This window comes from Allobacillus halotolerans, assembly GCF_018967645.1.
In the GTDB taxonomy this organism is placed as follows: domain Bacteria; phylum Bacillota; class Bacilli; order Bacillales; family Alkalibacillaceae; genus Allobacillus; species Allobacillus halotolerans.
Window position 1 is genome coordinate 16,803 of the sequence record NZ_JAHLZF010000027.1, and the last position, 13,188, is coordinate 29,990.

General features: G+C 39.6%; 16 protein-coding genes. 9 read left to right on the forward strand and 7 right to left on the reverse strand.

The features are described 5' to 3' along the window. The first annotated feature begins 92 nt into the window (after nt 1-92). From KQ486_RS13150 to KQ486_RS13170, 5 genes are all read left to right on the forward strand, one after another. Nucleotides 93-911, forward strand: coding sequence for a 5'-methylthioadenosine/S-adenosylhomocysteine nucleosidase (locus KQ486_RS13150; RefSeq protein ID WP_246569340.1), 819 nt, complete (start codon nt 93-95; stop codon nt 909-911). Nucleotides 912-1,129: 218 nt separating this feature from the next. Then, nucleotides 1,130-2,155, forward strand: coding sequence for a Delta(5) desaturase DesA (gene desA / locus KQ486_RS13155; protein ID WP_216687909.1), 1,026 nt, complete (start codon nt 1,130-1,132; stop codon nt 2,153-2,155). Nucleotides 2,156-2,222: 67 nt separating this feature from the next. Continuing rightward, nucleotides 2,223-3,386 carry a sensor histidine kinase gene (locus KQ486_RS13160; protein WP_311379189.1) on the forward strand — a complete coding sequence of 388 codons (1,164 nt, stop codon included), beginning with the start codon at nt 2,223-2,225 and terminating at the stop codon, nt 3,384-3,386. A 1-nt stretch (nt 3,387) separates the two neighbouring features. Continuing rightward, nucleotides 3,388-3,987, forward strand: coding sequence for a response regulator transcription factor (locus KQ486_RS13165; protein ID WP_216687910.1), 600 nt, complete (start codon nt 3,388-3,390; stop codon nt 3,985-3,987). A 100-nt stretch (nt 3,988-4,087) separates the two neighbouring features. Continuing rightward, complete coding sequence (locus KQ486_RS13170; RefSeq protein ID WP_216687911.1) at nt 4,088-4,912, forward strand: aldo/keto reductase; 825 nt, start codon at nt 4,088-4,090, stop codon at nt 4,910-4,912. On the opposite strand, the gene KQ486_RS13175 is transcribed toward KQ486_RS13170, so the two are convergent. Genes KQ486_RS13175 through KQ486_RS13185 form a run of 3 tightly spaced genes read right to left on the reverse strand, consistent with a single transcriptional unit; the run spans nt 4,892 to nt 5,874 of the window. Beyond that, nucleotides 4,892-5,269, reverse strand: coding sequence for a hypothetical protein (locus tag KQ486_RS13175; RefSeq protein WP_216687912.1), 378 nt, complete (start codon nt 5,267-5,269; stop codon nt 4,892-4,894). The two genes, KQ486_RS13170 and KQ486_RS13175, sit on opposite strands and share 21 nt — an antisense overlap. 34 nt (nt 5,270-5,303) lie before the next feature. Beyond that, entirely contained in the window at nt 5,304-5,462 is a 159-nt protein-coding gene (locus KQ486_RS13180) for a hypothetical protein (RefSeq protein ID WP_216687913.1), read from the reverse strand. Between the two features lie 19 nt (nt 5,463-5,481). Further along, nucleotides 5,482-5,874, reverse strand: coding sequence for a hypothetical protein (locus KQ486_RS13185; protein WP_212371403.1), 393 nt, complete (start codon nt 5,872-5,874; stop codon nt 5,482-5,484). 349 nt (nt 5,875-6,223) lie between these two features. Here KQ486_RS13185 and KQ486_RS13190 point away from each other — a divergent pair, with 349 nt between their 5' ends. From KQ486_RS13190 to KQ486_RS13200, 3 genes are all read left to right on the forward strand, one after another. Beyond that, the gene (locus KQ486_RS13190; RefSeq protein WP_216687914.1) at nt 6,224-8,314 is read left to right on the forward strand and encodes an MMPL family transporter; all 2,091 of its coding nucleotides are present in this window, start codon (nt 6,224-6,226) and stop codon (nt 8,312-8,314) included. A gap of 182 nt (nt 8,315-8,496) precedes the next feature. Further along, the gene (locus KQ486_RS13195; protein ID WP_216687915.1) at nt 8,497-9,198 is read left to right on the forward strand and encodes a CAP domain-containing protein; all 702 of its coding nucleotides are present in this window, start codon (nt 8,497-8,499) and stop codon (nt 9,196-9,198) included. Between the two features lie 52 nt (nt 9,199-9,250). After that, a complete protein-coding gene (locus KQ486_RS13200; RefSeq protein ID WP_216687916.1) occupies nt 9,251-9,613 on the forward strand; it encodes a hypothetical protein in 363 nt (120 codons plus the stop codon). Nucleotides 9,614-9,626: 13 nt separating this feature from the next. Here KQ486_RS13200 and KQ486_RS13205 read toward each other — a convergent pair whose 3' ends face one another. Further along, on the reverse strand, nt 9,627-10,148 hold the full coding sequence (locus KQ486_RS13205) for a D-glycero-alpha-D-manno-heptose-1,7-bisphosphate 7-phosphatase (protein WP_216687917.1): 522 nt from the start codon (nt 10,146-10,148) through the stop codon (nt 9,627-9,629). A 77-nt stretch (nt 10,149-10,225) separates the two neighbouring features. On the opposite strand from KQ486_RS13205, the gene KQ486_RS13210 reads away from it, so the two are divergent. Continuing rightward, nucleotides 10,226-10,720, forward strand: a complete 495-nt coding sequence (locus KQ486_RS13210; RefSeq protein ID WP_216687918.1) for an NUDIX hydrolase — start codon at nt 10,226-10,228, stop codon at nt 10,718-10,720. Between the two features lie 89 nt (nt 10,721-10,809). On the opposite strand, the gene KQ486_RS13215 is transcribed toward KQ486_RS13210, so the two are convergent. The 3 genes from KQ486_RS13215 to KQ486_RS13225 form a co-directional block, all read right to left on the reverse strand. Beyond that, nucleotides 10,810-11,151, reverse strand: coding sequence for a YflT domain-containing protein (locus tag KQ486_RS13215; RefSeq protein ID WP_216687919.1), 342 nt, complete (start codon nt 11,149-11,151; stop codon nt 10,810-10,812). Between the two features lie 72 nt (nt 11,152-11,223). Further along, nucleotides 11,224-12,792, reverse strand: a complete 1,569-nt coding sequence (locus KQ486_RS13220; protein ID WP_216687920.1) for an FAD-dependent oxidoreductase — start codon at nt 12,790-12,792, stop codon at nt 11,224-11,226. Nucleotides 12,793-12,952: 160 nt separating this feature from the next. Beyond that, nucleotides 12,953-13,188: zinc ribbon domain-containing protein (locus KQ486_RS13225; protein WP_216687921.1), on the reverse strand; the 236-nt coding region annotated here is incomplete at its 5' end.

The following is a 13,188-nucleotide window of genomic DNA, read 5'->3' on the forward strand; positions in this document are numbered from 1 at the left end:
ACAAAATGAGTATTTTAAAAGCACAGAAACAAATTAAAAGTCGTTGGAAGTCCACTTTATGGGCGGCTATCTCTTTATTTTTTGTAACTGTAATGGTGGGTTGTAACACTACTACAAATTCAGAAGAAACGACATCTAGTGATGAACAAAGACCTATTTTAGTCGAAGGGCCAATGCCGATCGAAGCAGAAGCATTTGCGGATCGATTAGAGAATGTCGAGAAAGAAACATCTGGTATTTATGATTTTTATATTGGTACAGTAGATGATTATCCTGTCATCGTTGTTAAAACGAGCAAAGGAATGGAAAATGCAGCAGCGGCTACTGCGGTGGCGATCGAGCGGTATAATCCGATTGCAATCATTAGTCAAGGCACTTCAGGTGGACATGATCCAAGTTTAAATGTGTTTGATATTGTGCTAGGAAAAAGAACGGTCAACATTGGCGCGCTTAAAACAGGAAATAGAGAAGAGAATGAAGGAATTGAACCAACAGAATGGATTCCTATGGATTTAATGGCATCTGAAGGAAGTGCGGGTGAAGATCCAGATGCAGAGAACATTCGATACTATGAAGCGGATGAAGATTTATTAGCAGCTGCGAATGCAGTGAAGGATAAACATACAGAGGGGAAAGTTGTTGAAGGAACAATCGGGTCTGCGGACGTATGGAATAATGAAGTGGATCGAATTAAATGGTTCCACGAAACATTCGGTACTTCTGTAGAAGTAATGGAAACTGCTTCTGCAGCACAAATTGCCAAAGCGTATGAAGTTCCATTTTTAGGTGTGCGAATTTTATCCAATAATAAAACGAACGATGGTGAATACAATCCGGACACAGCAACAGCTAATCAAGAGTACGTATATGAAGTCGTAAAAGAATATATAGCGACGTATCTTACTAAGTAGTGTATTGATTCGGTAACCAAATTTTATATGAGCTTTAAAACAGTGCGGTTCTTAAAATGAATCGCACTTTTAAATTATAGGGAAATAAGAGACCAACTAGTTTGGCTTTTACAAAACATATGACATTTGTCATATGAAAATCCTGACGTTCATGACTATTCCAAAGAATTGTTTTTTTATATGATGAATGAACTGAAAACTTTTCTTTGGAGGAAGTTATGGCAAATAAAAAATTAGCTCAACTTAAAAAACACATTAAACCATTTGAAAACCCTGATACGAAAGCAAGTGTATGGCAGCTGGTCAATACACTGCCACCGTTCTTCTTACTTTGGTATTTAGCTTATGAAGCCATTTCAGTTTCTTTGATTTTATCCATCGCCCTATCTATTTTGGCTGGGGGATTTGTGGTAAGGGTATTTATTATTTTTCATGATTGCTGTCATGGATCATTCTTTAAAAACCGCAAAGTGAACCATTTTGTTGGAACAGTTACAGGAATTCTGACAATGTTCCCTTACGAAAAGTGGAAAAGAGAGCATTCCATCCATCACGCCACAAGCAGTAACTTGGACAAACGTGGAACCGGTGACGTTTGGATTATGTCTGTGGAAGAGTATAAAAAGGCATCAAAGCTAGAAAGACTTCAATATCGTTTATATAGAAACCCGTTTATTATGTTCGTTTTAGGGCCACTCTATTTATTTTTGATAACCAATCGAATGAATCGAAAAGATGCACGGAGAAAAGAACGTCGAAATACGTATTTGACGAATGTTTCAATCATCGGAATAACAGCATTATTAATTTGGGCAATTGGCTGGTCGAGCTTTTTGATCGTGCAATTACCGATTATGTTCGTTGCTGGATCACTTGGCATTTGGTTGTTTTATGTACAGCACCAATTTGAAGATTCTTATTTCGAAGATGAAGCGGATTGGGACTATGTGAAGGCAGCAATCGATGGAAGTTCTTATTATAAACTTCCGCGTGTTCTTCAGTGGATTACGGGTAATATCGGTTATCACCATGTTCACCACTTAAGTCCGAAAGTGCCGAATTACAATCTAGAACAAGTGCATGAGTCGACACCACCTTTACAGCAGGCAACAACGATTACGGTAGGATCTAGTTTAAAGTCAATCCGATTTAGGCTTTATGATGAAGAAAGTAAGACCTTTGTTCACTTTAAAGAAATTAAAGAACGACTCCATGCGTCTGATCGGCTATCTGCAGAAAATTAAATACAATAAAAAGAAAATCATTCATGTCGTGAATGATTTTCTTTTTCTTTATAATAGGTGATACTATATGAAAGAGATGAAGAAAGGGAATTTTCTGATGCAAAATTGGTTCAATTTATTTCCGAAAAACATTAGTTTAAGTATATATGTATGGGTGATTATGAGTTTGTTGCCCTTTTATTTCATTTTTCGGTCGAATACACAATGGGAAATACTGCTCGGTATAGCTTTAATCGTTATTTTCTTCGGTGCTTATCGGCTGTCATTCCTATCGATCGGCGGATTATTGTATGTCTGTGTGTCGATTATGATGCTGATCAGTGTCGGGATGTCTTTGTTTTATGGATATGTATATTTTTCACTGTTCATTGCTTTTTTCATCGGAAATGCCAAACATAAAGGTGGTTTTATATCACTTTATGTTGTCCATTTAGTCTTGACCGTTCTAGCTTCTGCTTTGAGTTATTTTACACAGAAAGAGTTGTTCTTTTCTCAATGGCCATTTTTAATACTGACAATTCTTGGAGTCATCTTGTTGCCAATCAATACATACAACCGCAGAAAAAGACAAAATCTTGAGGCTCAATTATCGGATGCAAATAAAAAAATATCCCAATTACTGGTTTATGAGGAACGTCAGCGAATTGCTCGTGATTTGCATGATACGTTAGGTCAAAAGCTGTCTTTAATTGGTTTGAAAAGCGACTTGGCAGGACGGCTGATTAATAAAGATAACAATAAGGCAAAAGGTGAAATCGACGATATTAACCAAACTGCAAGAACGGCATTAAATGAAGTGAGGGAAATGTTAGCCGGCATGAGAATCTCGAAGTTCTCTGAGGAGATCAAGCATGTGAAGCAGCTGTTAGAAGCGGCTACTATTGGGGTGGACATTCAAGGAGATAAGGAACTGAAATATGTACCTTCTTTAGTGGAAGACGTCATGAGCATGAGTCTAAAAGAAGCCGTGACGAATATTGTGAAACATAGTCAAGCTACCGAGTGCAAAATAGCTACGACTGAGTCGGAACATGAAACTGTTTTACGGATTGAAGATAATGGAGTCGGTATAGGGTCTAAAGAACATTCACCGACCGGCCATGGACTAGATGGCATGAAGGAACGACTGGAATTTGTGAATGGAGAGCTTGAGATTAAAAGCAGCGACCGTGGAACTACATTAATTGTCACTGTACCGAATGTCATGCAACAGTTGAAGCAGGAGGGATAAAATGATTCGAATCGTGTTGGCGGAGGATCAAGGAATGTTACTTGGCGCGTTAGGCTCATTGCTCGACCTTGAAGAAGATATGGAAGTGGTCGGGAAAGCAAGAAACGGAGAAGAGGCCGTACGATTAGTCAGTGAGCTTCAACCGGACATTTGCATCATGGACATTGAAATGCCGATTAAAAACGGCTTGGATGCAGCAGAAGAAATGAAAGATGAGAAGTGCGAAGTCATCATATTGACGACGTTTGCGCGTGCCGGATATTTCGAGAGAGCTCGTCAGGCAAAGGTTAGTGGTTATTTACTAAAAGACAGTCCGAGTGAAGAGTTAGCCAGCTCTATCCGTAAGATATTAGATGGACGTAAAGTATATGCGCCAGAATTAATCGATCTGGCTTATGAAGAAGAAAATCCTTTAACAGATCGTGAGAATGAAGTTCTTCAATTGATCGCTGAAGGGAAAAGTACAAAGCAAATTTCGAAGGAACTCTATTTAACGAACGGAACTGTACGTAATTATATCTCTGTGATTTTTGATAAACTGGAGGTGTCGAATCGGATTGAAGCTGTTTCAAAGGTGAAGGATAAGGGGTGGATGCAGTGAGTCTCTTAACAAGCACACATCTACATAAAGACTTTGTTTTGTGCGTCAATTTATTATCCTTTAAACTAATGGAAGAGTAAGTTATTTAGGAGGGGATCACATGATTACTCATCTACAAGATACTGTTACATTGAACAATGGCGTAAAGATGCCAGGTTTTGGACTTGGTGTATACAAGGTCGAGGATGGCGATACTGTCATTCACGCCGTATCATCGGCACTGAAAAATGGTTATCTTCACATTGATACGGCAACAATTTATGATAATGAAAAAGGCGTCGGGCAAGCGGTTAAAGATTCTGGAATTCCTCGAGAAGAAATTTTCATTACTTCAAAAGTGTGGAATGACGATCAAGGATATGAAAGCACGTTGAAAGCATTCGAGGAAACACTTGAGAAATTGGGCACAGATTATTTGGATTTATATTTGATTCATTGGCCGGTCAGCGGCAAGTACAAAGATACGTATCGAGCCCTTGAGAAGCTTTATGAGGAAGGGAAAGTTCGGGCAATCGGAGTCAGCAACTTCCATGTTCATCATTTGGAGGACTTGATGGAGGATTGCACCATTACTCCCATGGTCGATCAAGTGGAATTTCATCCACATTTAACACAAAGCGATTTACGGAAGTTTTGCCAGGACAATAACATTCAGTTTGAGGCATGGTCACCTTTGAAAAAAGGTCGCTTATTTGAAGACCCAACATTAATGGAAATTGCTGAGGCACACGGAAAAACGGTTGCTCAAGTGATGCTCCGTTGGGATATTCAGCATGGTGTTGTGACGATTCCGAAATCGATACGCGAAAAACGAATAGTCGAAAACGCAGATGTGTTTGACTTTTCGTTAACAGATGAAGAAATGAAGCGGATTGATGGCATGAATAAAGACGAGCGAACAGGATCAAATCCGGATACATTTTAATAGAAAAAGCTCTAGAAGGCTGCTTGACCAGCCATCTAGAGCTTTTTTTGCAATAAGGAGAATGTAAGAATAGAATAATCTCTTTACCCTCCACAAGGTGGCGAGCCGCTCGACAAAGCGCTGGAGCCGCTCGATGAAGCATTCCAACCGCTCGACAAATCGCCGTAACCGCTTGATAAAGCAATCCAACCGCTCGACAAATCGCCGTAGCCGCTCGATGAAGCGTTCCAACCGCTCGACAAATCGCCGTAACCGCTCGATAAAGCAATCCAACCGCTCGACAACTCGCTGGAGCCGCTCGATGAAGCGTTCCAACCGCTCGACAAATCGCCGTAGCCGCTCGATGAAGCGTTCCAACCGCCCGACGACCTCATAAAGTTATCGTTCAAGTTCATCGATTTTGCTCTTCTAGTTGTCTTTCGAGTTCGTCAACGCGTTGTTGTAACTTTTCTGTAGGTTCTTGAAGTCGATGTGTAAAGCTTCTGATCATCGCAATGACGGTCAAAATAATCACGACGAACGCGAGACCGAACATGACATAAATAATCATCAGGGGAACCTCCTAAAAATTAATCGTTAGACAGGAAGAACGTCAATAGGAAAAATAGGATGAAACTGAGTAATAAAATGGAACCACCAATAATATAAACGAGTAGATTAATTGTATCTGAAATCGGAAGTGGATTTAAAAACTCCAACCACATGCCGACCGTAAGACCAATGGAACCGATGATGCCGGTAATTGCATGGGTGATGGCAAGCTTCGGTGCTCTAACTTCAACGACACGATAAAAAATTCCCCAAGCAAAAACAGTTAGCCACCCAGCTACTAGAATATGGGCATGAATGGGTTTAAGTGCATATGAACCTGCACCTGCCATATGCGCACCTAGTCCGGCGCCAATTGCCCCAAACAATGCTGCCAGTCGGATTAGTGTGTTGCTCCAAAAACGTTGATTCATATTGTTCACTCCAAAATATGTTGTTTTCTTTACTATAACAATGAATAAAATGAATTCATAGAATGGAATGAGTGTTTAAGGGAATTTCTTGAAGATACAGGTCAGAATGTTTACACAAGTAACAATAGACTATGATAAAGAGGAATCTTGTAAAAACATTCAAGGATACAAATTTTGTAACAATCGAATTGGATTTCTTGCTTAGAGCAACTTGCAATAGGGAAAAGTTTTGTGAGCGTGTACATAAAGCAATACCGTTCTCACAAATATGAAAACGGCTTGTTCAAACGAATAAAAAGCATCCTGTAACTGTATAAGTGATACTATAGCGAGGAAAAGAGGCGCGTATATGAAAACAGTTTTGCAAAGAATTACGAATCAAGTAACCACAAAAAAAGGAATGTGGCTGACCCTGTCGGCTTGGTTGTTATTTGCGGTATTACTTGCAGTATTCGCTCCAAGTGCAAAGGATTACGAGGTTACAAGTATCGAGTCCTTGCCAGAAGATGTTCAATCCGTTATTGCGCAAGAAAAAATCGATGAACATTTTGGCAAAGAAGAGGATATTCCAGCCTTATTGGTTTTCGAAGCAGAAAATAACCAAGTCGATTGGCAGGAACTGGCGAATGTCATTCGTGCAATCCGTGATTCTGAAGTAGAAGGGTTGAAAAGTATTCCGCCGTTAAGCGAAATGCCACCACAGGCAGCAGCGTCTTTTCTTTCGGAAGATCAATCAACAGCCTTGATTCCAATGGCGTTCGATCAGTCAATGGAAAACGCTGAACTCGTTGAAGAAAAAGAAACAATTCATGAAATAGTTGCTGATGAAACGAGCATGAGCCTTTATGTAACGGGGCCAGCAGGAATTTCAACAGATACATTGGACTTATTCTCTCGTGCGGATGTCGTGTTGATTTTATCTACAGTCGGGTTAATCTTAGTCCTTTTAATTATTATTTACCGTTCACCATTATTAGCACTGATTCCATTACTCGCCGCGGGGTTCGTATATTTTGTTACGTTACAATTGTTGGGGATTTTTGGAGCGTTAGGTCTTGATTACTCGAATCAAACGATTTCAATTATGTCGATCTTGTTGTTTGCCGCAACGGTCGATTATTCATTGTTTGTCTTTTCACGGTTTCGAGAAGAATTGAAGACGCATGAAAATAAGCATGCTGCCATGCAAGCAACGATGAGTGCACTCGGACTGCCTTTATTCATTTCGGGTGGGACAGTACTTGCAGCCATGCTCGTATTGTTCTTTGCTCGATTAGGTGATTATCAAAATTTCGCACCTAGTTTTGCGACGACGATGCTAGTTATTATTATTTCTTCATTAACACTTATACCGTCATTGTTTGCATTGTTCGGCAGAAGATCCTTTTGGCCTAAGGTTCCTAATGTCGGAGATGATAACATAAAGCCAAATTCTTTCTGGCATAAAGTTGGTAAAGGAGTGACGAAAAAGCCAGGAGTAAGTGTTGTTGCGACATTGATCGTAATGGGTATTGCCGCCAGCAACTTAATGAACTTAGAATACGATTTTAACTTGCTCAATTCGTTTCCGGATGACATGGAATCAAAAGAAGGCTTTGAATTAATTGAGGAAAAATTCGCAAGTGGTGATTTGGCTCCGACGACCGTTCTTTTTGAAGGTAATGAAAAAGCTTCAGAAGAAGATTTGCAAAAATTGAGTGATGCATTATCAAATATAGACAACGTCCAATCTGTTGATCTACTAGGAACGACGGAAGGCAATAGGGCAGCTCGGTTTACATTAACATTCACGGGTAACCCTTACGAAAAAGCAGCGATGGATCAGCTAGAAACAATGGTTGATCAAGAACAGACTTATGTGGAAGCGGCTGGTCTAAAAGGAGATTTATATTTCGCTGGTGAGACTGCCGCCCAAGTGGACGATCGAGCATTGAATTTCCGTGATTTCTTCGTCATTGCTATTATCGAAACGTTATTGATTTTAGGAATGCTCATGTTTTTGACGAAGTCATTTAAGCGGGCATTCATTATGATGGCGACAAACTTGATTTCCTTTGTTGCTGCCATTGGTGCAGGTATCTTTTTAACCGAGTTATTCTTTGATATCGGAACCATCAGTAACCGGGTGCCACTCTATGCATTTGTTTTCTTGGTGGCATTGGGAATCGATTACAGTATTATGCTTGTTTCGCGGTATATGGAAGAACAAGAACGACTGGATACGAGAGATGCTGTTCATACTGCAATTGCCCATACAGGTGGAGTCATTTCATCAGCCGGCCTATTATTGGCCGCAACATTCGCTGTACTTATGACACAGCCCGTACAACTGTTGTTCGTTTTCGGATTTATCGTTGCGGTTGGTATCTTAATTGATACATTCATAATCAGAGGGGTTTTATTACCTGGATTATTAGTTCTTTTTGATAAAAAGAAATAGTAATAAAAACGCTGCATCAGTGTCATTCTGGTGCAGCGTTTTTAAGTGCGAGCGAAGCATTGACTGGGCAAAATATAGTAGAATAGACATAAGAGGTTTAATCGTTTATGAAACTGTGAAAACTGAGAATAAGTTTTTGATGAACGTAAGCAACAAAGAGGGACATCAGGGGAGGAACCGAAATGAGGCTACTGCGTTTTATTGGAATGATTGCTGTTCTTATTTTTATATTTTTTGTTCTTCCAATCAATGAATGGATGTCCAAGCCGAGTGGCGAATTGACAGTTTCAACAATGTGGGAAGACACAAAAGATAGTGTTCAAGATATAGACATAGAAGAAATTGGCGATCGAATGAAATCGACCGCAAATCGCGTGCAGTTTTTCTTTTCCAGTTTAATGGATGATGAATCATCCATCCAATTTCAAGAAATGCCTAGGCACGAATCGACTGAACAAGGAAAGAATAAAAAGCCTGAGATTAAATTGACGGAAGCGGATATACAGGAGTTTGAATACGAAGTGTTGGAGTTGGCGAATGAAGAACGAAAAGCACAGGGATTGGAACCACTTGAATTTTCGGTAGAAGTCAGTGAGGTGGCCCGAGCGAAATCTCATGATATGGCGGATTCCAATTATTTCGATCACCAGTCACCAAATTACGGCTCACCATTTGAAATGATGCAAACTTTCGGGGTGGATTACCGCGCAGCAGGTGAGAATATCGCCATGGGACAACGGTCACCGGAAGAGGTCATGAATGGTTGGATGAATAGCGAAGGACATCGAAAAAACATTATGCATGATCAATTTACACATCTTGGCGTCGGTTATGTCGAGAAAAATGGAACGACGTATTGGACACAAATGTTTGTCGGACGATAATTTTTAAGAAAAAGGGGAAGATGTACTATAGAGTCACAAAGGAGGGGTTCAATTGAATCTTATTAAACCACATGACTATATTATTTTAGGTATTTATACAGTGGTTCTTCTATGGGATTATATGACATCTGGAGACTTCGGTGAATTCTTAATCTTTGTTTTGGCTGGTGTTGTTATTTTTGCGCTGAATTATAAAAAATATAAAGGCGTTTCCAATAAAGAGATTATGAATTGGCAATTGTTCAGTACCGGTTGGATTGTTGTGCTTGTCGGCCTGTTGGCAATAATTTTTGGAAATGAGCAGGCAGCCATATTTTTTGATCATGGTCTATTGATTTTTATCATTCTATTGACTCTTTTTGAAGTCTTCCTATCATCAAGAAGATTGAAAAATAATGAAGATCCCGCACGCTAAGCAGGATCTTTTTTTATGTTTCGTTAATGATCCAATCTGCAGCTTCACCAAGATCCTTGAAAGACTTGTAGGCCAAATCAGATTCATCGGAGACCATTAAACTTTTAAGCCCTGCAGCATTTCCGGCTTCTAAATCAACTTCACGGTCGCCAATCATGTAACTTGAATTGGGATCAACGTCATAAGCTTCAACCAAATCTTTGATCATTCCAGGTTTCGGCTTTCTACATGCACAGTTCGATTTTGGATGGTGAATACAAGCTTTGACTTCAGTAATTTTCCCGCCAGCTTTCTCTAGTTCATAAACCATTTTGTCATGGATATCAATCAGCTCTTGGTCTGTCATATACCCTAATCCGACGCCACCTTGGTTGGTTACGACAAATAACTGATAGCCTGCCTCATGTAGCTTTTTGACGGCTTGCTTAACGGTTGGAAGAAAATAAAGATCTTTGGGCTTGTTTACATACTTCACACGGTCCGTAAGTACTTCATTAATGACACCATCTCGGTCCAAAAATACAGCTTTGTTCATGAAATCACCCTCCTACCAATATGCTCTAAGCTTATGATATCCTAAAACACAACAAAGATAAAAAATAGGAGATAAAAATGAAAATAAGACAAATGGCTGTCGCTTTATTATATAAAAATGGAAAAGCTTTATTTGTGCAACGAAATCAACACAGGACGTTTTTACCAGGTTACCTTGTACCTGTCGGAGGCCATATTGAACCCTATGAGTTAAATGAACCCAAACATGCCTGTGTCAGAGAAATTTATGAAGAAACGAGTATTCGCGAAGAGGAGATTGACGGACTACGATTAAAATATATTATTTATCGAATGAAAGACGAAGAGGTTCGAGTTCAGTACATGTTTGTAGGTGACGTATTGACGGACCGGAAACTCGTTAATAGTGACGATGAGGAGTTGGTCTGGTTATCGTTGAATGAGCTGCAAAATAAAAAAGTCACCTTTGCGTGTTATTCAGCCGTTCGCCATTTTGAAGAGCTTGGTATTCAGGATCATGAAATTTATGTCGGAACGATGAATAGGGTGGACGGTGAACTCCATATGAATTGGGCGATGTTACAGGAAGGTTGAATGGTATCGCTTTTTGATTAGAGGATTGTTGAATCAAACACAGTAAAAACCCCTCGACTTATGAAAGCCAAGGGGTACATAATGCTTTATTAAAAGCCTAATACATTTTCCACATTTTCATCTTCATCAACGATTAATAGGATTTTACCTTTATCCATTTCTTTTTCATAATTTGTTGCTTCGGCTTCAGAAAAACCAACTTCTTCTAACTTGCTGCGAAGCTCGTCACCTTTTTTGTTGAACATATTGCCGACAGCATCAGAGAAGTCTTGGGAGATTGTGCTTGCATCAGCATTATCTGCTACGCGATTTGTTCTGTCATCATCATGGGACAATACATATACATTGTCTTTATTGACGCCGTTATCTCTAAGTTTTTGAACATCTTTTGCTAATTCTTGATCATTCATATACTCTTTTACAAATGGCATGTTGATCACTCCTTATTTGATTTGTCTACTTAGTGTTTACCACGTGGAAATGGATTTAAACATTTGAATGTTTTATTCCTTCCAATCACTTGGCTTCAAGCTATCGAGCATGGTGTGATCATGTTTTTGTAAAGGTTCCTTGGCTGGTCCTTCCAACACTTCACCGGTATAAGAAAACCGTGAACCGTGGCATGGGCAATCCCATGACTTCTCACCACTGTTCCAATTGACCTCGCAACCAGCATGGGTACAAGTCGTATCGACAATATGAAGTTCACCAGAAGAATCACGATAGGCACCTTTACGGCCACCATCCATTCGGAAAGTAGTTGCTTCGTCATTATTTAGTTCATCAATATTATTGTTTTTTCGGTCCATTTTTCCTTTAACTAATTCTTTAGCGACATTCACGTTTTCTTTTACAAATTGTTGGATACTCGGGTTAGCCTCAAAACGGGAAGGCTTGAATAAATCTGCATAAGGAGTAATTTCTCCAAGCACGAGGTCACTTAAAAGCTTTGCTGCAACCGTACCATTGGTCATACCCCACTTACGATATCCAGTTGCTACTAAAATATTAGGGTTATCTTTCGTCATCGGTCCGATATACGGCACCTTATCCATGGTTGTTAAGTCTTGAGCCGACCATCTATTCAAAATTTCATAGTCATCAAAAAGCTCATCCGCAAATCGCCGTAATGCTTTAAAATGTTCCATCATGTCTTGTCCTTGGCCGGTCTTATGATTTTCTCCACCGATAATGTATAGTTCACCATCGTCTGTCGGTTGGTAACGGATGGAACGTTTCGGTGTGTCTGTTTTTAAATACATCCCACCCGGATAAGGTTTATTTGCTTTTATACTTAATGCATAAGAACGTTCTGGGTAAATACGTGTAGACCATAACGCTTTTCCTTCATAAAACGGAAAATGCGAACAAATGAGTACATAGTTGGCTTTAATTTTTTTTCCATTCTCTGTTTTAATCGTCACTCGCTTGTCATCTTTTTGGATATCGACTGCGCTCGTATTCTCAAACAATTTCACACCGCGCTGGTCGACTAAATTGATGATATGTTTTAAGTATTTGACTGGGTGAAATTGATATTGGTTTTTCATGGATAAAGCATTTTCAATCGTCAAATCCATCGGAATTTTAGTTGTTAAATCACCTTTAATATTCAATTGATCATAAGCTTTATATTCCGTTTCCAACTTATTTGCGTACTCACCAGTCGTAGCATATAAAAAAGCATCTTGCTGTTCAAAATCACAGTCAATTTGATTTTTCTCAATAAGCTCCTTCATATATCGAATGGCGTTTTTGTTTGCTTCGTAATATTTTCGAGCAGGTTCAACACCGTGCTTGTTAATGAGCTCATCATAAATTAATCCGTGTTGAGCAGTTACTTTCGCTGTCGTATGACCAGTCGTTCCACTGACGAAGCGACTGGCTTCGATTAGAGCGACATTCAATTGTTCTTTAGATAATATTTCTGCAGTAGTCAATCCGGTGATTCCACCACCAACAATAAGGACATCCACGTCTAAATTGTGCTCTAGCGCGGGATAAGAAGATAGTTCGGTCGAATCGCGCCAATAAGGGATTGCGTCGGTAGGTAAGTTTGGCAAGCTAGACATCCAATTCCTCCTCAATCTTTTATTATTAACGTTTCCTAACAAATTCGATCTATTCAATCCATACCACATTACATGAAAATTGAACTGCCCACCACTTAACAAACTACGGTTGTTTGAAGGGGGGATTCCTAAGAACACCAGCGTAACCGCCAGTTATTGATTAGGCTATCTCCGTAGTTCCTACGGTTAGAAGTCTTATGGCTTCGTTTTTGATATTTATACTTGCGTTAAGATCTCGATCGTGTTGTTCCCCACATTCACTACAGTTCCATTCACGTAAGGCGAGATTCTTAACTTCTTGATTGCGGTAGCCACAGTTTGAGCACAGCTGGCTTGAAGGGAAGTTTCTCGCAACGGTTATGACCTTCTTACCATACCACCTGGCTTTATATTCAA